Below are 20,561 nucleotides of genomic sequence, written 5' to 3' on the forward strand. Positions count from 1 at the left end.
GTCATCCTTTTGCCCCGTAGCTCAGTGGAGCAGAGCGCCGCCGTGCGAAGGCGGCGGCCGTACGTTCGAATAGTGCCGGGGCAGCCATGTCATTGGAGAGTGCGGGATGGTCCGCCAGTGGGCCTGAGGACCGTCGCTCCGACTGAACCTGGCGTCATATCACGCGCAGACACTGTGGCATGTGGCGAGCCCAACGCGCTGTAAACGCGCCGGTTAAACCTGTGGCGGTTCGACTCCGTCTCTGCGCACCAATTCGCGGATGCTTCGCAACTTCGCCCGGATAGCTCAGCGGTAGAGCGGCACGTTGAAGGCGTGCGCGTCAGTGGTTCGATTCCATTTCCGGGCACCATCTGAAAGAGGCGTCGCTCAGCCGTCCAGCCGGCAGCCGCCTCGGTTTACCACCACCCGCGACGCGACAAATCCAGGCACTGCCGGACCCAGTAGCCGTTCACATGGATGAGCTGGCATGGGCTCGGCGGCGGCTCCTTGATGATCGGGTAGCCGTGGATGTCGATATTCGTCGGCGCGGTGACGCCGCGCCAGAACACTGCATTCGCCTCGGTGGTATGGAAGGCGGCGGCGAATGACGCGACTGCGAGCGAGCTCAAAAGAAGTTTGCGCATAATCTTCGTCCTGACCAATGCGAGGCAAGCGTACTCTCCTGATTGAGTATCGAGGAACATTGTTATCGAACAGAACTAGTTTGCGGTTCTCGGCCGGTTGACGCGGGTTCGAGTCCCGCAGGCAGTGCCAATTGCCCACGTAGCTCAATGGATGAGCGCCTCGCTACGGACGAGGAGGACGCAGGTTCGAATCCTGCCGTGGGCTCCAGTATTTTGCTCCCTTCGTCTAGCGGTCAGGACACTGGCTTTTCGAGCCAGGAGCATCGGTTCGAGTCCGATAGGGAGCGCCGTCTCACAGGCGCGTAGCCAAGCTGGCCAAGGCATCGGATTCTGAATCCGACATTCCGCAGGTTCGAGTCCTGCCGCGCCTGCCATCTGCCCAATGTCGCTCCGTGGCAGAGCGGCGGCCGCACAAGTCGCGCCAGTCGGCGGTTCGACCTCGCCCGTCGGGACCAATCTCTCCGCCTTCGTCTAGTGGTCAGGACATCGGGTTGTGGACCCGGGAACGCTCGGTTCGATTCCGACAGGCGGGACCAATTCGGGAGTGAAGCTCAAGTGGACGAGCGCCGGTTTCCAACCCCGGAGGCTCCAGGTTCGAGGCCTGGCTGTCCCGCCAACATCGGCGCGCCGAGCACGGCGCGTCGTCGGCCCCCCACCATCGTCGTGGGCACTTGAAGACGCGAAGCGAGGCTGCCATCAGATGCTTCGTCTCGGTGGCATGCAGCCGTCGGCAGATGGCGAAGCAGAGGTGCTGCGATGTTCGCGCTGACTTTTCTGGGGACCTCGGCAAGCGTGCCGTCTTCCGAGCGCAATCACCCGGGCATCCTCGTCGAGGCAGGCGGCACCCGTATCCTGGTCGATTGCGGCGAGGGAACGCAGCGCCAGCTGCTGCGGAGCGGCGCCGGCTTTCGACGGCTCGATCACCTGTTGCTGACGCATGGACATTTCGATCATGTGCTCGGCATTCCCGGGTTGTTTTCGACCCTCCGGTTGCGGCAGAGCCCGGATGCGATGACCATCCATGCCGGGCCTGGCACGCTCGATGTCGTTGTCCGGATGCTGGCAGGCCTCTGGGGCGAGGGCAGAGCGCCGATCCCGCTTGATCTCGTGCCATTGACCGAGGGGCGCTTCATCGACGCCGGCGAATTCACCGTCGAGTGCTTTCCGGTCCGCCACAGGGACACGGACAGTTTCGCTTTCTCCTTTCAGAGCGCGATACGCCGGCATCTGCTCCCGGACCGGCTGCTCGCGCTGCGCGTGCCTGATGGGCCGGTGCGCAAGGAACTGGCGGAGGGACGACAGGTGAGGTTGGACGACGGCCGCACCATCGATCCGGAACATGTACTTGGCCCGGCTCAGGGGCGAAGGAAGCTCGTCATTGTCGGCGACACCGAAACCACCGATGGTCTGGCCGATCATGTCAGGGACGCCGATCTGCTGGTGATCGAAGCGACGTTTCTCGCGCGCGACGCCGTCACCGCGCGCGACTACGGGCATTTGACGGCGAGCGAAGCTGCTGCGCTTGCGGCACAGAGCGGGGTCAAGCAGCTCGTCCTCACCCATATCTCGGGCCGCTACGCGGACGAGGACATTCTGGCGGAGGCAACGAAAACCTTCGCCAACAGCCGGGTCGCCGTCGACTTCGACCGCATCACGATCTGAGCGCAGGCAGCACGAACAACGGTTCATTAACCCGACTCGCGCAACCTCGTCGCAGGCCGTCTGGATGGGCCGCTTGCAGAAGGCCGCCACGAGTGAACACGTGGCGGCCTTTTGCGTGTCACCGTGCGAAGGAGACGACCGATGGACTACGGCGCCTTCACCGACGCCAGCCTGACGATGATGTACGAAGCCGTCCGCGGTGCGCTGAAGGCCGACGATGAATTCGAGGCCATCGGCGAAGAGCCAAAATTCCGGGTTCGCGCGACGCCCGAGTGGAAACGGCACGCCGGCAGTCTCGAGGCCGAGATGCTGAAGCGCGGGCTCCAGGTCGACATCATCGACTGGACGGGCGGCCAGGGCGAGCTGCCGCTGGGCTGACGTCAAGAGTCTCGTCGCGTTCTCGAGCAAACGCGAGGTGTTCAAAGATCAATTTCGCCGTGGCCTAACTTGGTCCACCGATGCGGAGCCTTTTTGCCACGCCCCGTTCGTCTTGCCCAACTCTGTTCATATACCTTACGAGGTAACACTGGGGTCATCTGTTGACGGTATGTTCCCTCGGCCTTTTCGAGTTGGTTCTACTTGGGGCACGGCCTGGACTCCAAGGCGTCCGTCAGCACCTGCTTTACCTGTTCGGCCTGTTCCTTCGTCAGCTTCTCGGCGAAACGGCCATCCTTTTTCAACTGTGCCGGCCCCTTGAGTTCTCGATCATAGACCATCCAGTCGATGGTTCCCTTCCGAACGACGAACCTGGCCTGTAGAGGCGCTGTGTGGGTCAACGATACCTCCCAATTTGGTTCGCTTGCCCGTCTCTGGAATACACACCGGGCAACGGTTTATTCCTGAAGTGGGACACTGGAACTCCCCGTATCAGCTAAACAGCAAGGTCTGTGCCGCCCGTGCGGCCGATCGGTTTCGGACATCGCACCACGCTTGGCGCGCGCGGTCCGTGGTGCGCTCGATGCGGAGATGAATTCGAGGTCAACGGCGAGAATCCAGAATTCCCGGTTCGCGCGACGCTCGAATGGAAACGGCATGCCGGCAGCAGGTGAGACGGTCCGGCATTCCGTCGAAGGAACCGGGCCGAAGTCGGTCTCGGTGCGAACGCCAACGCGGGCTGGCGGCTTCGTTGAGAAGACCTATCAGGCCTTAGCTTTCTTGCGTCAGCGACATGATCCAGGTCCTCGGAGCCTCAAAAGCCTAGCCCGCTTGCGTCATACGTCTTGTGCCAGCTGACATGGTTCAGATGAGCTATGAGGCCGCCGCTAAGAGCTAGAAATTGTCGTCAAGGACGCACTCGTTTGACGCATAAGTGGTAGGGCGCCGCAGCAATTGCGTTTTCTGGTGGCTGAATCTCGGGAAGTCGTCGTAGCGTCATAGCCGCGAGGCTGGCCGCTACAGCCTCCATAGCCCCGGCAGCCCCAGCTCACCCCCTGAGCTGGGGCTCGCCCGCGCTAGGCCGAATGTATTGCGGAAGTGTTCGGTGAAGTCCGCTTGAGGATGATGACGGTCAAGGGTGAGCGGCGAGCAAACGAGTGAGAGCACTAATCTCGGATTGGGAAACGGTCGCTGCCGCTATCATGATCGCTGCGGGGGTAGCGCTTGCGCATTCCGATGAAGTCGGCCGTGGATTCCGAGCGAAGCCGGCCGCCTGTACCGATGGAAGCCGGCCGGGGATTCCGATGATCCCGGCCGCCTGCCGAGGCGGGCTCTCGCGACGACGTCGTCATCAGGTCAGTTGGCGGCCTCGTCGTCAAGCGTCTGACGCTTGGCGGCGGCTTTGCGCAGGCTCTCGCCCTTGAGGGTGAGCCTGTGGGCGTTGTGCACGAGGCGATCGAGGATGGCGTCGGCAATGGTTGGGTTGCCGATGAGTTCATGCCAATGCTCGACCGGGAGCTGGCTTGTCACCACGGTTGAGCCGCGGCCATGGCGATCCTCCATCATCTCCAGCAGGTCGCGTTGTTGCTCGGCCGTCATCGAGGCAAGCCCCCAGTCGTCAAGGATCAGGAGTTCCACGCGCGCCAGGGTCCTGAGGAGGCGAGCATGGCGGCCGTCGCCCCGCGCGAGGGCGAGCGCCTCAAACAGCCGCGGCAGCCGTTGATAGAGCACGGAGCGGTTGTCCCGGCAGGCCTTGTGGCCCAAGGCGCAAGCAATCCAGCTCTTGCCGACGCCGGTCGGGCCGATGATGAGCAGGTTTTGATGCCGGTCGATCCACTCGCCGGCGACGAGCTTTTGGAACAGCGGCTTGTCGAGTCCGCGCGGCGCCTTCATGTCGATATCCTCGACGACGGCGTTTTGCCGGAGGCTTGCGAACCGCAACCGGGCGACCAGGCGCTTGTTCTCGCGCTCGGTCGCCTCGCGGTCGACGAGCAGCGCGAGGCGCTCCTCGAAGGCCAGCGCGGCGATGTCAGGCTGTCGTTGCTGTTCGTCGAGGGCCTTCGCCATGCCATTGAGCCCGAGCGCGACGAGGCGCTCGTGAGTGGGATGTGTCAACATCGTCTCTCCTTTCTTCAGTGGTAGTAATCGGTGCCGCGGATGTTGCCGTGTCGGATTGGTGGCCCGTCCGGCGGCTGTTCATTCGCGTAGGCGCGATCGAGCCCGTGCTGCAGGATCGACTTGATCGAGCCGTAGGTGGTCGCGCCGATGTCGTTGCCGCGCTGGCAGGCGGCCTCGATGCGGGCCGAGCCGTAGCTGCGTGCGAGCCGCAGAATGCCGAGACAAGCCCGGAAGCCCTGCTCGGGGTGTGGCTTGGCTCTCATGATCGCCTCGACGAGAGCGATCGTGGCGGGGCCGATCTTGGCGGCTTCTCGTTTGATCCGCGCCGGCGTCCATTCGGCATAGCGCCGGTGCGCGCTCGGCATGTGCTCCGGGATCGTGGTGTGGCGATGGGGCACGTCAGAGCGGGCGTGGCTGGCCACCCGGATGCCCTTGTGCAGGATCTCGATCGTCCTGTCGGTTATGCGCGCCTCGAGCTCTTCGCGGATCAGACGTGAGGGCACCGAGTAGTAGTGACCGGCGAGCTCGACGTGATAGTCGGGCGCGACCCGGCACTTCTTCCACTCGGCATACTGATACGGCATCGGCGGTAGGGCTTTGAGCGCCGGCTTGTCGATCTGCGCGAACAGCTCATTGCGGCTCACGCCGAGCTTGCGCATGATCTTGGCGTTGAGGTCGGCGATCGCCTCGCGGATTGCCGCGTTGAGTTCGTCAAGCGAGAAGAAGCGCTGGTTCCGCAGCCTCGCCAGCACAAACCGCTGGACGATTTGCACCGCCACTTCCACCTTCGCCTTGTCGCGCGGCTTGCGCGGACGCGTGGGCAGGATCGCGGTGCCGTAATGCTGGGCCAGCTCCTGGTAGGTGCGGTTGATGCCCGGCTCATAGCGACAGGTGGCGGTGACGCCGGATTTCAGATTGTCGCAGACGATCGCCTTCGGCACGCCGCCGATCGCCCGCAAAGCATTGACGTGCACCGCAATCCAGTCAGCCAACCCCTCCGACCAGCGCGCCTCGGCAAAGGTGTAGTTGGATGCTCCCAGCACGGCGACAAAGACATGGGCCAGCCGCTGCGCGCCGGTAGCGGCGTCGAACACCGGCACCGTGTCGCCCGCGAAGTCGACGAACAGCTTCTCTCCAGGCCCATGCGCCTGCCGCATGGTCGGCGAGATCGTCTCGCTCCATTTCCGGTAGAGATCGCAGAACCGGCTGTAGCCATAGCCGTCCGCGTGCTCCGCGCGATATTCCTCCCACAGCAAGAGCAGCGTCACGCTGCGCCGCTTCAGCTCCCGGTGCACCGCCGTCCAGTCGGGCAACGGCCGCGCCGGCTTCTCCTCGAATGTCGGCGGCGTGAACAGCCGGCGCTCGAGCTCGCCGTCGTCCATCCCTTCCGGCACCGGCCAGGTGATGCCGATCACGGCAGCCCGCCGCAGATACTCGCCAACCGTCGATCGGCTGATGCCGACGGTGACGGCGATCTGCCGCTCGTATAGCGCGACAATCTGGGTGGGAAGCGCGCGACGATCAGGATGGCGAGTCGGTGTCGCGGCGTGGTGATGATTGCCGCGATGATTGTCGCGCGCAAGAGTTTTGTTGAACTCTGATTGTCGCGGAGCGTCAATCAGCGACAGTTTTGGGTGTCGCGTGCGAAGGCGGCCGTCCTGGACCGCGCTTTCGTTCGAGCGCGGTGCGCCTGCGATAGCTCTCGACGTTCATCTCGACGATGGTGGCATGGTGGACGAGGCGATCGATGGCGGCGAGGGTCATGGCGGGGTCCGGGAAGACCCTGTTCCATTCGCCAAATGGCTGATTGGCAGTGATCAGCATTGAACGCCGCTCGTAGCGTGCGCTGATGAGCTCGAACAGCACGCTGGTCTCGGCCTGATCCTTGGTGACGTATGCGAGGTCGTCAAGGATCATGAGATCGAAGCGATCGAGACGATTGATGGCGGCCTCGAGGTTGAGCTCGCGCCGCGCCACCTGGAGCTTCTGGACGAGATCGGTGGTGCGGGTGAAGAGGACGCGCCATCCGTTCTCGATCAGGGCGAGACCGATGGCTGCCGCCAAGTGGCTCTTTCCGCCGCCGGGCGGGCCGAACAGGAGCAGATTGGCACCTTTGCCCAACCAGCTGTCGCCGGCGGCGAGCGCAGTCACCTGCGCCTTGGAGATCATCGGCACGGCCTCGAAGTCGAAGTTGTCGAAGGTCTTTCCGGCGGGCAGCCGCGCCTCGACGAGATGGCGCTCGACGCGACGGCGGCCGCGTTCGGCGATCTCATGCTCGGCGATGGTGGCGAGGAAGCGGGCCGCCGGCCAACCTTCCTTGTCGGACTGTTCGGCGAACTGTGGCCATAGCACCTTGATGGCGGGTAGCCGCAGCTCGTTGAGCAACAGATTGAGGCGCCCAGTGTCGACTGTGTTGGCCGTGTTCATGCGGCGTCTCCGATCTGGCCGGCGCCGATGAGGCACTCATAGCTGGCGAGCGGGGCAAGCTGCACCATGACCTGCGGCACGCAGGCAGGATCGGGCGCGAAGTGGGCGCGCAGCCGTCCGAGGTCGGGCAGTTGGCCAGCGTTAAGGTCAGCCGCGAGCTGACCGGCGAGGTCGGCCTCGCAACCGCGCTCATGCGCCAGCGCGAGCAGATCGACCATGAGCCGGCAGGCTTTCTTGTCCGGCAGCCGTTCGCGCAAGGAGTCGAAGGTTCGACGATAGGCCTCGCGCGGGAACAGCCGATCACGGTAGACCAGATTGAGCAGCGCCATCGGCTTGCGCCGCAAGGAATGGATCACGTGCCGATAATCGACGACCTGGTCGTGCTTGCCGTTGGGATGCGGCCGCCCACGCGGCAGGGTGACGAGATGAGTGCCGCCGACGAACACGTCGAGACGATCATCGTAAAGGCGCACCCGCAGCTGGTGGCCGATCAGGCGTGACGGCACGGTGTAGAACACCTTGCGCAAGGTGAAGCCGCCGCTTGACGTCACGCGGACAATCACCTCCTCGTAGTCCGAGGTGCGGCGATCTGGCAACGCCTGCAGGGTGGCGCGCTCGTGGTCGATCCGCTTGGCGTTGCGGGCATTGCGGCGGCTGACGATCTCGTCGATGAAGCCGCGGTAGGCGGCGAGATCATCGAAGTCGGCAGTGCCGCGCAACAGCAGCGCATCGGCGATCGTCCGCTTGAGATGGCCATGCGAGCTCTCGATCGCCCCGTTCTCGTGGGCGATGCCGCGATTGTTGCGGGAAGGCCGCATGCCGTAATGGGCGCAGAGGTCCTCGTACCGCCGGGTCAGATCGTCCCTCGCATTGCGATCGAGATTGCAGAAGGCGGCCGACAGGCTGTCGGTCCGATGCTCCCGCGGTGCCCCACCGAGCGACCACAGGGCATTCTGCAGCCCTTCGGCCAAAGCGACGAAGCTCTCGCCACCAAGCACGACATGGGCGTGCTCAAACCCGCAATAGGCCAACCGGAAGTGATAGAGGCGATGATCGAGCGGCACGCCAGCGATGGTGACCCCAAGCTCGCCCATGTCGGTGAAGTCGGACAGGCCGACCTGGCCCGGTTCGTGGGTCTGGCGGAAGATGACCTCCTGCTCCTCGCCGTGGATCGCCCGCCAGGCGCGGATCCGGCGCTCCAGCGTGCGGCGGATTCCAGCTCCGAGCTCAGGATGGCGCCGCAACATCTCCTCGAAGATCGCAACCGGCCGCACGCCGGGGGCGGCCTTGAGCATTGGCACCACCTCTGTCTCAAACACATCGGCCAACGGGTCCGGCCGGCGACGGCCGCGCTCACCCTTCTTCTGCGATGGCAGGCGGGGATCCTTCTCGATCCGATACGCGGTTGACGGACTGAACGACGCCTTGGCAGCGGCCCCTGGCGGGCTATCGGTCTGACGGTACTTCATGTAGAGCCTCATCTGGTGATCATTGATGTGTCGGCCGGGCACGCGAGTGATTCCTCTTGGCGGAAGAACCACTTGCATAACCAGCCGGCCGCGATCACCAGACGGCGCGGTCCCCTGTGGATCGCGCCGTCGCCGGGCTCGTAACTCAGGTCGGGCTACGCCCTCCCTGCGTCACGAGCCCGGCGAAGCTCTCTCATCCTGATTGACGCTCCACTTCCATCCTGATTGCCGCGCCGCACGCTCGCTCACGCCAAGGGCGTGCCGCAGTCTCAAAACTTCTCGAACCTTCCGCATCGGCGCTCTCTCGGCGGGCATCAGACCTCCCCTTGCTCGGCCGCAAAGGGGGGCTGGTCCGCGATTCGATCGCCGTCTTCGAGAGCGTCAGGCCGGTCTCAACAGGGTGGCCGGCTTCGATCGGAATCGGTGGCCGACTTCCGTCGGAATCGGTGGCCGGGTTGCGTCGGAATCAGTGGCCGGCTTGCTTCGGATTACGCAGTAGCGCTGGTGTTGCTTGGTCTGATTGCGAGAATGCGCAGGCGGCGTTCTGTCGAGAATAGCGAACAAGAAATGGCTGAGTAGAAGAAGAACGGGCGCTTTGTTCTCCGCTATGCACCCGTCCGTTCGAAGGCCAGCTCAAGTGCGCGGAGCGCGATGGGCCGCATCAAGGCATAACCCGCGACATTGGGATGGACACCATCTGGCATGATCGCCGCCTTTCCAGCGTCGTCGATCTCTCCAAGTGCGGCTCGATAGTCGGCGAAGACGTACCCCCGCATTCTCGCGGTATCCTCGATCCAGGCATTCATGCGCCGGATCCAAGGTTTTGGATCTATTTCTGGCGCCCATGCAAACTGGTCGTAATCGGCATAGTTGCCCAGGATAACGCGGAGGTCGTGCGCATCGGCGAGTGTCAGCATCGCCAGCACGTTGTTCTGATAGTCGCGGAAGGTTGTTGGTCCGGTATTGCCGGCGATGTCATTGCAGCCGCACAGAATGTGAACCACCTTCGGCCTGAGTGCGACGACGTCTGCCATAAAACGCAGCAGTATCTGAGGCGACGTCTGGCCGGCGATGCCACGTCCAACTATCCCGTTTGAGAACAACTCGGGATCGATGCGAGGCCATGCCTCGGTCAGGGAATCTCCGATGAACACCGCGCGAAGTGGTGCTGCTATCGCAGCATTGCTGTCTCGGTATTGACCGAGATTTGGCCAGTCGCTGCCAGCTCCACCACTTAGATGTTCAACCATGCCGATAGGGCTCATCGCGCAGGCTGCTCCACTGATCTGGTCGGAAGTCATTGCAAAGGTAGTTGGCCTGACACACACAGGCGCCGCGATCTTAGGGTGAATGAAGCAAGGCCGGCAACAAGCCATGCCGGGTGTCACCACAAAGGATGCGGGCCGGCCCAATCATCGCATCAGTTCGAGCAGCTCAAGGACTCGGCAAGCCGGAGCTTCGTGCCCTTTGGGGATGGGCTTCAGCGGAACCTGGATGGGTTTTCTGGTTAACGGCATGATCGGAAGACCCGTGCGGATTCACCAACAGAACAATTTCGCATTGCCTCGCGAAGGCAGACTTTGGATAAGACCCGCAACGGGGCGAACGCTACACGCCCACCACTTCCAACACCAACTCCGGAAGCGGGCTGGTTCTTTTGAGTGCGTATTTTGCTGCCGGCTTACCGTCAGATAGTTGTCAGGCTTAGCCTGTATCTTCCGGGAGCCAACTAGTGAATTGCATCTGCCAATGTAGGAGAATCAATGAGCTACGCAGCGCCGCTACAAGCCAGGTTCCTCGTTCGGCGAGGAAGCACCGACTGGATGGTTTATGATCGGGAACTGAAGGGGCCAGCGCAGCTGAAAAAGAATGGCCGCTTCGCCGAGAGACTGACGAAAGAACAGGCCGAACATGTCAGGCAATCGCTGACGGATACCCTTCTTGGGCAGGCCGATGCGCTCTCGGTCTCCCGGCCGCCAGGTGCACCTGACACGTTGTTCGGTCGGCGATAGCTGGGCAGGGAAGCCCAGCTTGACCGGCTACTTGCGTCGGCGACGCCGTCGCCAAGCTCTCACGGCGACCGAAAGTGTGTCGGGCTCGCAACGTCACAACAGTTCCCACTGTGGATGAGCTGTTTTGGACTTCACGGACCTACAGATTCATCGTTTAAGAACGACGGACCTGCGGCGGCGATTTCATTTCCAAGACGTTCATTTTTAATCGGGTCCGAGAGGCCGCTGTCGGCGGCCGGCGGCCTCTTCATTTATTTGCAAAGGGAAACGTTCGACGCCGGTTTCCTCTCAATCTGACTACATTAGGTCATGAGGACAAAATGATTGAAGGACCCAAACCTTACGTGGCATTCGGCGTCGATCCTGCAGGCGTCGCGCGCGCAACCTACGAATTTCGTTGCTACGACGACGAAGAAGAGAAGCGTCGAGCTGAGGATTATCTGGATGCACACGAGTTCATTGAGTTGTGGATCGATTACAGGCGGATCGCCCGGCTGAAGCGCTAGACGCAGGTCTCGGACGGCCATTGCGGCTCTGCCTTTGAGCTGTTCCCGGATCGTTCGGCTGACAGGAGCTTGGGCAAACGTCCGGTGATCAAAGACCAATTTCGCGATGGCCTAACTTGCTCCACCGATGCGCCGCCTTTTTGCCGCGCCTCGTTCGCTTTGCCCAACTCTGTTCATATACCTTACGAGGTAACACAGGTCTCGTCTGTTGACGGTTTGTGTCCCCCCAATCGGGGTATTCGGACCCGTGATACCTGATCACGGCCCGGGCTTGAGGGCGTCCGTCAATGCCTGCTTGATGTGTTCGGCCTGTTCCTTCGTCAGCTTCTCGGCGAAATTGCCGTCTTTTTTCACCTGTGCCGGCCCTTTGAGTGCTCGATCATAGACCATCCAGTCGATGCTTCCTCGCCGAACGACGAACCTGGCCTGTAGGGGCGCTGCATGCCTCAACGATACCTCCCGATTGGTCCGGTTGCCTGTCTGCAAAATACACGCTGGACGGCAGTTCATTTGTGAACCAGGGCACTGGAATTCCCAACACCGCCTGAAATGCACAGGTCTGTGCCGCCCGTGCGGCAGGCCGTTACAGCATGGACTTCGGTCGACGCTGATCCGGCCGCTGTGCTGGCCGCGGCGCAAAGCATGCCCGATTGATTCAACAGCCGCGGGCGCATCCAGATTGTGACTGCGGGTCGTGGAGGCACACCGAGCAACCAGCGCCCTGGCTATCCTTTGGGAATCGGCTTTCCTCCCGCAGGACCTATTGGCTTGGGACCCGCCAAGGGCGGAGGGCTAATGGATGGAAACGGGATCTGATCTGTGTCGTTGGTTGATTTCTCGGGTCGCTTCTTGGGGCGCGCCTCATCGTCCAACGATGGGCAAATCTTCTCCCAGCCTGGACCGTACGCCGTGTCTAGAAAATCGATCTGATCTGTCTCGAAGGTCTGAAGAATCTGCTGTCTGCTGCAGGCGGAGACGATTGCGCTTTTTGGCTCTTTGCCCAGGGGACCTCTGAGCAAATAGCGCAGTGTTACCGGTGCGCCGCAGCGATTGACGACAGTCCACGTCTGCAACGTGCCGTCCTTCGTTTTGGTGGGGCCCGTGAGGCAGCTTTGCGCATTGGCGGTTGCGGCAAGCACGCAAGGCGCAAGCCAAACTGCGACTGCCCAGGCAGGTTTCATGTGCTGGCTCCCGGCATCGCATTTTGCAGTATCGTCACGGAAGCAAAGGTTAGAGCACCGTTCACGCACGAAGAACCGCGGAAACAATCCGTGTGCTCATATTTGCGCGGTTTGCCGGCGCTGTTGCGGCGACGATACAGAGATACAAGCGCAACGATGCTAACCAGCCCGTATCTGAACCAAGACGGGGTTGTGTCGTGTCGGGATCTGACCATTGGAACGGTACGAATAGTCCTTACCCGTCTGCCCAGGCGCCGCAGCTGCGCAATGAGCAGCAGCAGCTCGACCACTATCACAAGTTCGACGACGCCATCCCGCGATCGACGCAGGGTGTCTCGAGAACCGTCATCTGGGATCGCTACAACCCGCCGGTTCGTTGACCTGGTCAGCGGCCGGGTGGAATTATTTGGTGAGCGCGGAGGGACTCGAACCCTCGACCCCATGATTAAAAGTCACGTGCTCTACCGCCTGAGCTACGCGCTCACTCACCTGAACAACGGATCCGGACGTCGGCGGGTTGCCCGCACCCGGTTCGTGCTGCAGTCCGCGCTGTGTAGGGGGCAGGGCCCATCGGGTCAATAGCCGAGGGGCGGTCAATTGTGTACCGCTCGCGCCGGATTTGCTGTTCCGGCACCTATGGTTAGGGCCGCCTCTTGAAGTAGGTTCAGCTGTCGTGGCGGATTTCCGAGCCGACCGGCTGCGACGGGGCGGCGACCGAGGGCAGGCTGACCGGGCGCAACCCGATCAGTTCCGCGGTGCGGATCGCGCTGTTGCGCCAGAAGGAGAACTCGTTGATCCGCGAATTCTCCAGGATCGCGATGGAGACCGCGGCCAGGAACGGCAGGCTCTGCAACACCAGCACGCCCGCGAAGATGTAGATCTCCCGCACCTGCTTGTAGCCGTTGGTCACGACAAGCACGACGGCGCCGATCAGCAGCAGCACGCCGATCACGGCTTCCCAGAACGCCTGGAATTCGATCGACATCCGCGACAGGCCGCCCTTCGAGGTGCGGGCGAACGCGAGATGCTCGGTAATCAGGCCCTGCGCCACCGCGCGCGACACCGTCCACTGCACGCTCATCGCCGCGATCATGGCCCCCAGCATCTGGCCGGCCTTGATGTTCACGCGCAGCCGGTAGAGCGCGACAAAATGCACCAGCGAAACGATGAAGGAGGCGATGATCGGCAGCGTCAGAATCTTGTCGGGGATCGCGATGTCGGCGAAGGCGACGATCGGGACCCAGATCAGGTTGAGAATCGCGACCACGACGCCGAGGCTTTCGGCGCCCAGCCAGTTGAGCCAGCCGAGCGAGAATTCACGGCGCTGATCGGGCGTCAGCCGGCTCGCGCCCGGCAGGAAGCGCCGCCAGTGCTTCTTGACGATCTGGAAGCCGCCATAGGCCCAGCGATGCCGCTGCTTCTTGAAGGCCTCGTAGGTGTCGGGCAGCAGGCCTTCGCCGTAACGCACATTGGTGTAGTGCGTGAGCCAGCCTTGCTGCTGGATCGAGAGGCCGAGATCGGTGTCCTCGCAGATCGTGTCGCTGGACCAGCCGCCGGCCTTGTCCATCGCGGCGCGGCGGATCAGGCACATCGTGCCGTGCACGATGATGGCGTTGAACTCGTTGCGCTGGACCATGCCGATGTCGAAGAAGCCGGCATACTCGCCGTTCATGATGTAGTGCATCAGCGAGCGGTCGCCGTCGCGATGCTCCTGCGGCGCCTGCACCAGGCCGACGCGCGGATCGGCGAACGCCGGCACGAGGTCCTTCAGCCAGTCCGGATGCACGACATAGTCGGCGTCGATAATGCCGATGATCTCGGCATCCGCCGCGGTCCGGTCCATCGCGATCCGCAGCGCGCCGGCCTTGAAGCCCTGCACCTTCTCGGCATTGATGAACTTGAAGCGCTCGCCGAGCAGCCGGCAGTGATCCTGGATCGGCCGCCAGAAGTCGGGATCGGGCGTGTTGTTGATGATGCAGACGCATTCGAAATTCGGATAGTCGAGCCGCGACACCGCATCGAGCGTCTGCTTCAGCATCTCGACCGGCTCGTAATAGGCCGGGATGTGGATCGAGACCTTCGGAAACTTCACGTTCTCGCCGATCGTGGCCGGCGCCAGCGGCGCGCTCCTGCCGATCAGCCGGCGCGGGCCGCGGCCGAACGCCACCGCCGCGATCTCCTCGATCCGCGCCATCGCGATCAGCACCAGCGGAACCAGCAGCACCAGGCCGAGGCTGAGCGCGAAGGCGGAGCCCCAGACGAAATAGTGCGTGGTCCAGTACGAGAACACGGTCGCGACCCAGGCACCGACGCCATTCGCCGCGGCCGAGAGCAGCAGCGCCTGCATCACGGTCGGCTGGTCCAGCCGCAGGATCGGCAGCGACATGAAGAGCCCGACCAGGACCGCGACCAGCGCGATCCTCCAGTAGTTCGGATCGGTGACCGGACCGGTCCAGGCGAACTTCGCCTCGCGGTCGGCATTGAGGATGCCCCAGTAGGGACCGACGCCGCCTTCATTGAACTTCCAGGGCTGATCGATCGCTTCGACGATGTTGTAGTCCATGCCGATGGCTTCGGCGCGGGTGACGAAGTTGCGCAGCACCGTGGCCTGCTGGAACGGACCGGGCACGGCGCTGCGCAGATTGTAGCCCTGGCTCGGCCAGCCGAATTCGGCGATCAGGATGCGCTTGCCGGGGAAGGAGTCGCGCAACAGGTTGTAGCGGTCGACCGCCTGATCCACCGCCTGCTTGTCGGTGAAGTTTTCCCAGTAGGGCAGCACGTGCGCGGCGATGAAGTCGGCCGAATTGGCGAGCTGCGGATGGTCGCGCCAGATGTTCCAGATTTCACCTGTGGTGACGGGAACGTTGACCGACTTCTTGACGCGCTGGATCACCTTGATCAGGCGGTGCACGTTGTTCTCGGCGATCGCCCATTTGATCGCCTCGGCACGCTTGCTCAGGCCGCTGCTGCCATTTTCGTTGTCCGTCACCATTTCGGCGTCGTGCAGGCGCTGCGCTTCCTCGCGCAGGATCCGCTCGGATTCCTCCGGCGGCACGCCGATCTCCGGAACCGCGCCGAGGTTTTCCAGCGGGACCTGCTCGCCGCGGAATACGGTTTCGTTGCCGACCACGATGCCGATGACGTTGCTGTTGCGCTTGGCGAGGTTGATCGCGGCGTCGATCTCGCGGTTGTTGCGGTTGGCGTCCTTGTCGATCCACGCGCCGACCGTGACCTTCATGCCGAACTCGGCGGCGACCGGCGGCACCAGTTCGTTGCCCTCGGTCGACGAATAGAGGCGGACCGCTTTTGTAAGCGTTGACAGCTTCCTCAGATCGGCGCGCACCTTCTCGGTGTCGGCAGCAAGGTCGGCGACGGTGTGCCCTGGCTCGAAGGGGGCGTAGGACAGGCTCGGCAGCGTGCCGCGGAAATCCGGCGCCGACTGCTTCTCCTGGAAGAGACCCCACAGTGCGGCGTGAGCGGCGGTGACAAGCAACAGGACGGCGACGACGGCGCGCATCGCGGTTAAACCATACGGGGCCTGAGATTGAGGACTAAGCGAACCCGTCCCCTGGGTTCGACCAACACGTCGGCGGACGGAAAGATATCTCCGCCATACGATTTAACAACTGGTATGCCGCGATGGCGTTTTAAGGGCGCAAGCCGTTCCAGCCGCGAAAAAATTCGCGGCCGGCCCCGATCGCGCGACGCGGCTATTTCGACGCCGGTGCCGGGGTCGCCGACGGGCTCGGGGCAGGCGAGGGCGACGCTGCCGGCGCAGGCGCAGCATTGCCCGCCGTCGTCGGCGCCGGGGTCGGCCCGGCGGCGGCTGCCGCGGCCTGCGGCTGGGCGCCCGGATTGATCCAGCAGGCGTGGATACGGCCGTCGAGACTGCCGCGCACCTTGTCGTCGATCTGGGCGCCGAACCGGGTCAGGCAGCGGAACGTGGCCTGGACATGACCGCCGGGGCAGCCGAACCGGTCATACAGGTCGAGATGGCGGAACGCGGTATCGAGGTCGTCGTTCCACATCAGGCGGACCACGCGGCGGCCGAGCCAGACGCATTCCGGGTTGCCGGCGGGACCATTGATGGCCTGCTGGGCCTCGACGAATTCCTCGACCTTGCGCTGGTTGGCCTCGCGCAGCGCATTGGCATTGGCGTCAGGTTGTCCGGGCTGCTGTTTGGCCTGGTCGGGCGGATTGGGCGTGCCGCTCTGGGCGAAAGCGCCACCGGCCCCGTTCAGGAGCGCAAGGCCAGCGACAAGGCCCGTTACGGCAAAATGACGCAAAGCAGTGTTCTTCAACTCAAGCAGCCGTCGACGCATGTATTCCCCGATAATGTTCCATGCCCCCGCGGGATCATCCTAACGGCTCGCGTGATGCCGTCCAAATAGGTCTCCAGTGCGGCGGAGACTCTGGCGGAGTCAGATGACTGGAATTTGGTATTTTGTCCAGCAAACTCACAACTTTATCAATCCAGCGCAAAACTGTCGCCGGACAACCATGGTATTGACCTAATCCTACACTTGGCAGACGGGCTGTGACCGGCTAATTCGACGGTCCCCCGGAGGATGGAACCGATTTCGCTTCGTACGCCGCTGGCGCTTCTCCTGATCTCGCTCGCCGTGATTGCATCCGTGTGGTGGTGGCTCGCCACGCCGATTACGCTTCCGCGTGCGCCGATCGATCCGGCCGCAAAGCTGCAATGCGTGTCCTACACCCCGTTCCGCGGCGAACAGACCCCGCTGGATCCCAGCACGCAAGTCCCGGTCGAGCAGATCGAGCAGGATCTCACCGATCTCGCCAAGGTCACCGATTGCGTGCGCACCTATTCGATCGAGAACGGCCTCGACCAGGTCCCCGGCGTCGCGGCCAAGGTCGGCTTGAAGGTGATGCAGGGCATCTGGCTCAGCAGCAACCGCTTCAAGAACCTGCAGCAGATCGCGATCGCGGTGCGGCTCGCCAAGGAATATCCGGGTGTGGTCACCTCGCTGATCGTCGGCAACGAGGTGCTGCTGCGCGGCGAGATGACGGCCACCGATCTGGCCGGCAACATCCGCGCGGTGAAGGCGGCGGCGGGCAATCTCCCGGTGACCTATGCCGACGTCTGGGAATACTGGCTGAAGAACCGCGAGATCTATGACGCGGTCGATTTCGTCACCATTCACATCCTGCCGTATTGGGAGGACGTGCCGATCAAGGCGAAATACGCCGCCGCGCATGTTGACGACATCCGCAAGCGGATGGCGGTGACGTTCCCCGGCAAGGAGATCCTGATCGGCGAGACCGGCTGGCCGAGCGCAGGGCGGATGCGGGAGGGTGCCTTGCCGTCGCGCACCAACCAGGCGCGAGTGGTCTCCGAGATCCTCGACCTCGCCAAGCGCGAAGGTTTTCGCGTCAACCTGATCGAGGCCTATGACCAGCCCTGGAAGCGCAGGCTCGAGGGCACCGTCGGCGGCAATTGGGGCCTGTTCGATTCGGTCAGGCGACAGGTGAAGTATCCGCCGGGCGTTGCGATCACCAACTATCCGGACTGGAAGCCGCAGATGGCGGGCGGCATGGCGCTGTCGGTTGCCACCTTCGTCGTGGCCTGGCTGACGCTGCGGCGCCGGCCCTGGACGCCGCGGCCGTCGGCCTGGATCGCGGTCGGCATTTCGGCGACGACGGCGGGCGCGCTGCTCGGGATCGCCGGCGACAAAATGTATTATGAGAGCTACGGCGTCAGCGGCTGGCTGCATTGGGGCGCGCTGCTCGCGGCCGGGATCGCCGCGCCCCTGCTGGCCGCCCACGCGTTGATCGCCGGGCGCTCGCTGCCGACCTTCCTGGAACTGGTCGGGCCGCGCGACTACCGCGGCAAGGGCATGTTTGGTGCGGTGCTGGCGATCGTGCTGGCCATCACCACCGTGATCGCGGCCGAAACCGCGCTCGGCTTCGCCTTCGATCCGCGCTACCGCGATTTCCCCTACGCCTCGCTGACCATGGCCGTCGTGCCGTTCGCGCTGCTGACCATGCTCAACCGTCCGAAGGAAGGGATCCGGCCGCTCGCGGAATCCGTGTTCGCCGGCCTTCTGGCGATCGCAGCCGCCTACACGATCTACAACGAGGGCACGATCAACTGGCAGTCGAACTGGACCTGCGCGATATACCTGCTGTTGGCAGCTACGCTGTGGCGGGCGCGGGCCGCGCAAAACCCAGGATGAACAGCCCGATCGCGAGCCCCGACAGCACCACGTTGTAGAGCACGATCCCGAGCCCGGCGGCGATCAGCCCGCCGGTGAGCAGCACGATCGAGGGCCGCATCAGGTTCAACACCGCGATCACCAGCGCCGTGATGCCGAACACCGAGTTCTTGAACAGCACCGTCGACAGCGAACGTGCCTTGCAGATCATGGTCTGCGTGCCGGCATCGCACGCCAGCGCAACGGGCGAGAACTCGATGGCCAGATAGCGCACGTAGAGCGCGTAGCCGACGGTAACGAAGCCCACGACCAGCAGGAACTGGACTTGGTATGGGGAGAGGCGGAACGGAGGTTTTGTCATCGCGGCACTATGGTCGGGAACGGGGTCTGGGACAAGGCGCGGTCAAAGCAGCGAAATCGGTTGAGAATTTGGCCGCAATCCCTTCGCCCGGCATGATTATTGGCTATTCCGCCGGAACATCGAGGAGATCGTGGTCGGCTCGGGCTTCTTTTCCTCGGCGACAGGCGGTTGCGGCGGCGGGGCGACGGTGCGCTTCGGCACGGCGCGCCGGTGCGGCAAAGCCGGCTTGGCTCCCGCGGGCGGCTCGTTCAGGGCCAGCCGCTGGCCATCATAGATCGCAGTCTCGCAGGTCCGCTGCACCAGGCTGAGGCCGGCGCAGATCTTGGCGGCGGTGCCGGCGTCGTTCAGCGGTCCGGCCACCAGCCGCAGCTGCATGCCGAGCCCGTTGCCGTTTTCCTTGATCACGATGATCGGCCGCAGCGCGGCCAGCGGCGCGTTGGCCTTGGATTTCAGGAGGCCGCGCCACAGCGCGCGTAGTCCATTGACCGAATTCGCGGTGCCGAGATCGACGCCGAACTCGGTGCGCTGGATCTGCGCCTTCGGCGCGCCGGCATCGTCGTCGATGCCGGAATCCGGGTCGGACGTGATCACCAGCGGCGGGATCGGGGCGGCGCTCACATCGTTGGCGACCGGCGGCTTGGCCGGTCCGGCCGGCTTGTTCGTCGCGGGATCGAGCGATGCCACGAGCGGCTTCTCGGCCGGGGGCTTGTCCGCGACCGGCACCGGCGCGGCCGCTTGTGCATCCTCGGCATTGGCCGCGGCCGCAGCGCTCATCGGGCTGGCGACGGATGGAGTGGAGGCGGCAGCCGGTGGCGCGTTGTCGGAGGCTGGCGGCTTCTCCGCGGCGGCCTGCTGCCGGATCGCGGCGGGTGCCGGTTTCTTGTCGGCCGCCGCGGGCTTTTCGGCCGAGGCAACCGGCTTCTCGACCGGTGCAGGTGGCTTGCTGTCGGCGGACGCGGGTCCCTTGTCAGTTGCCGCCGGCTTGTCCAATGCGGCAGGCGGCATCGTCGCGACAGCCGCGACGGCAAGGGCCGGGGGCGCCGGCGACGCATTGGCCGTCGCGGCCGGCGCGCCTTGTGCTGCGGCCGAGGAGGACACCGCCGCTGCCGGTTGCCGGGCGATCGCGCCGGTCACGGAGTCGAGCCCTTGCTCCAGCGTGGTGACGCGCGAATACAGCCGGTCGCGGTCGCCGTTGAGCGTATCGATCGCGGAGGCCAGCCGGCGCGTCTCGTTGTGGCTCTCCTTCGCCAGCGTCTGCAACTGCTGGGCCTGGCGCGCAAGATCCGACGCGGCGACCTGGTCGCGGCGCAGCGTCAACGCCGACTGGTTGGCCATCACGGCAATGGTGACGGCGCCGACCGCGGCCACGCCCCACGACCCGAGCCGCCACAGCATGCGGCGATCGAAAGCATCCTCCTCGGCCAAAAAGCCGGTGGTGCTCTCGGTGTCCAAATCCGCCGCCAGATTGTCGCGATCTTTGGCCAAAGCCCGCTTGGCCCTCCTCAAGGCCCGCCGAATCACGAGGCAAAGATTAACAGGAAATGGATCGGGAACTTGAATCCGGAGCGCCACGGGGGCGAATCGGTTTCTTCTGCCGGGGAAAACAATTAAAGACGGCGTCCAAGACAAAGTTTGCGCAGCGACCTGCGCG

17 protein-coding genes and 8 tRNA genes are annotated in these 20,561 nt (G+C 63.8%); 12 read left to right on the forward strand and 13 right to left on the reverse strand.

The features are described from left to right. Positions 1 to 10 precede the first annotated feature (10 nt). Both ACVILL_RS32325 and ACVILL_RS32330 read left to right on the forward strand, forming a co-directional pair. A tRNA-Arg gene (locus tag ACVILL_RS32325) sits at positions 11 to 87 on the forward strand. A 187-nt stretch (positions 88 to 274) separates the two neighbouring features. Next, positions 275 to 349 (forward strand) — tRNA-Phe (locus ACVILL_RS32330). A 46-nt stretch (positions 350 to 395) separates the two neighbouring features. Here ACVILL_RS32330 and ACVILL_RS32335 read toward each other — a convergent pair. Further along, entirely contained in the window at positions 396 to 623 is a 228-nt protein-coding gene (locus tag ACVILL_RS32335) for a hypothetical protein (protein WP_456732759.1), read from the reverse strand. Between the two features lie 133 nt (positions 624 to 756). Between ACVILL_RS32335 and ACVILL_RS32340 the strand changes: the two genes are divergently transcribed. From ACVILL_RS32340 to ACVILL_RS32370, 7 genes are all read left to right on the forward strand, one after another. Next, positions 757 to 831: transfer RNA gene (locus ACVILL_RS32340), tRNA-Arg, on the forward strand. Between the two features lie 7 nt (positions 832 to 838). After that, a tRNA-Glu gene (locus ACVILL_RS32345) sits at positions 839 to 910 on the forward strand. 9 nt (positions 911 to 919) lie between these two features. Next, positions 920 to 997, forward strand: a tRNA-Gln gene (locus ACVILL_RS32350). Positions 998 to 1,001: 4 nt separating this feature from the next. Beyond that, a tRNA-Val gene (locus tag ACVILL_RS32355) sits at positions 1,002 to 1,078 on the forward strand. A gap of 5 nt (positions 1,079 to 1,083) precedes the next feature. Beyond that, positions 1,084 to 1,159, forward strand: a tRNA-His gene (locus ACVILL_RS32360). Positions 1,160 to 1,379: 220 nt separating this feature from the next. After that, positions 1,380 to 2,285, forward strand: a complete 906-nt coding sequence (locus tag ACVILL_RS32365) for a ribonuclease Z (RefSeq protein WP_456732760.1) — start codon at positions 1,380 to 1,382, stop codon at positions 2,283 to 2,285. A gap of 141 nt (positions 2,286 to 2,426) precedes the next feature. Beyond that, on the forward strand, positions 2,427 to 2,663 hold the full coding sequence (locus ACVILL_RS32370; RefSeq protein WP_456732761.1) for a hypothetical protein: 237 nt from the start codon (positions 2,427 to 2,429) through the stop codon (positions 2,661 to 2,663). Positions 2,664 to 2,860: 197 nt separating this feature from the next. Here the strand turns inward: ACVILL_RS32370 and ACVILL_RS32375 are convergent, their stop codons facing one another. From ACVILL_RS32375 to ACVILL_RS32400, 6 genes are all read right to left on the reverse strand, one after another. Beyond that, entirely contained in the window at positions 2,861 to 3,061 is a 201-nt protein-coding gene (locus tag ACVILL_RS32375) for a hypothetical protein (RefSeq protein WP_456732762.1), read from the reverse strand. A 955-nt stretch (positions 3,062 to 4,016) separates the two neighbouring features. After that, positions 4,017 to 4,778 (reverse strand): IS21-like element helper ATPase IstB, encoded by a 762-nt coding sequence (gene istB, locus ACVILL_RS32380; RefSeq protein ID WP_456727991.1) that lies wholly within the window; start codon positions 4,776 to 4,778, stop codon positions 4,017 to 4,019. A 14-nt stretch (positions 4,779 to 4,792) separates the two neighbouring features. Beyond that, complete coding sequence (gene istA / locus ACVILL_RS32385; protein WP_456734416.1) at positions 4,793 to 6,277, reverse strand: IS21 family transposase; 1,485 nt, start codon at positions 6,275 to 6,277, stop codon at positions 4,793 to 4,795. A 115-nt stretch (positions 6,278 to 6,392) separates the two neighbouring features. Then, entirely contained in the window at positions 6,393 to 7,205 is an 813-nt protein-coding gene (istB, locus tag ACVILL_RS32390; RefSeq protein WP_456727939.1) for an IS21-like element helper ATPase IstB, read from the reverse strand. Next, complete coding sequence (gene istA / locus ACVILL_RS32395) at positions 7,202 to 8,716, reverse strand: IS21 family transposase (protein WP_456727940.1); 1,515 nt, start codon at positions 8,714 to 8,716, stop codon at positions 7,202 to 7,204. Before istA (ACVILL_RS32395) ends, istB (ACVILL_RS32390) begins: the two co-directional genes overlap by 4 nt. Positions 8,717 to 9,279: 563 nt before the next feature. Continuing rightward, a complete protein-coding gene (locus ACVILL_RS32400; protein WP_456732763.1) occupies positions 9,280 to 9,939 on the reverse strand; it encodes a GDSL-type esterase/lipase family protein in 660 nt (219 codons plus the stop codon). Between the two features lie 498 nt (positions 9,940 to 10,437). Here ACVILL_RS32400 and ACVILL_RS32405 point away from each other — a divergent pair, with 498 nt between their 5' ends. Then, positions 10,438 to 10,686: a hypothetical protein gene (locus ACVILL_RS32405; RefSeq protein ID WP_456732764.1), complete on the forward strand. Its 249-nt coding sequence runs from the start codon at positions 10,438 to 10,440 to the stop codon at positions 10,684 to 10,686. Positions 10,687 to 11,006: 320 nt separating this feature from the next. After that, positions 11,007 to 11,192, forward strand: a complete 186-nt coding sequence (locus ACVILL_RS32410; protein ID WP_456732765.1) for a hypothetical protein — start codon at positions 11,007 to 11,009, stop codon at positions 11,190 to 11,192. 258 nt (positions 11,193 to 11,450) lie between these two features. Here the strand turns inward: ACVILL_RS32410 and ACVILL_RS32415 are convergent, their stop codons facing one another. From ACVILL_RS32415 to ACVILL_RS32430, 4 genes are all read right to left on the reverse strand, one after another. Then, entirely contained in the window at positions 11,451 to 11,582 is a 132-nt protein-coding gene (locus ACVILL_RS32415; RefSeq protein ID WP_456732766.1) for a hypothetical protein, read from the reverse strand. 1,198 nt (positions 11,583 to 12,780) lie between these two features. Continuing rightward, positions 12,781 to 12,856 (reverse strand) — tRNA-Lys (locus ACVILL_RS32420). A gap of 181 nt (positions 12,857 to 13,037) precedes the next feature. Then, entirely contained in the window at positions 13,038 to 15,890 is a 2,853-nt protein-coding gene (locus ACVILL_RS32425; protein WP_456732767.1) for a glycosyltransferase, read from the reverse strand. A gap of 193 nt (positions 15,891 to 16,083) precedes the next feature. Beyond that, positions 16,084 to 16,695 carry a beta-1-3, beta-1-6-glucan biosynthesis protein gene (locus ACVILL_RS32430; RefSeq protein WP_456732768.1) on the reverse strand — a complete coding sequence of 204 codons (612 nt, stop codon included), beginning with the start codon at positions 16,693 to 16,695 and terminating at the stop codon, positions 16,084 to 16,086. A gap of 246 nt (positions 16,696 to 16,941) precedes the next feature. On the opposite strand from ACVILL_RS32430, the gene ACVILL_RS32435 reads away from it, so the two are divergent. After that, entirely contained in the window at positions 16,942 to 18,570 is a 1,629-nt protein-coding gene (locus ACVILL_RS32435) for a glycoside hydrolase family 17 protein (protein ID WP_456732769.1), read from the forward strand. Here the strand turns inward: ACVILL_RS32435 and ACVILL_RS32440 are convergent. Beyond that, positions 18,530 to 18,910 (reverse strand): hypothetical protein, encoded by a 381-nt coding sequence (locus tag ACVILL_RS32440; protein ID WP_456732770.1) that lies wholly within the window; start codon positions 18,908 to 18,910, stop codon positions 18,530 to 18,532. The two genes, ACVILL_RS32435 and ACVILL_RS32440, sit on opposite strands and share 41 nt — an antisense overlap. A 96-nt stretch (positions 18,911 to 19,006) precedes the next feature. Beyond that, positions 19,007 to 20,395, reverse strand: coding sequence for a hypothetical protein (locus ACVILL_RS32445; protein WP_456732771.1), 1,389 nt, complete (start codon positions 20,393 to 20,395; stop codon positions 19,007 to 19,009). Positions 20,396 to 20,561: the final 166 nt, after the last annotated feature.

The sequence above is a fragment of the Bradyrhizobium sp. USDA 3364 genome (genome assembly GCF_054056355.1).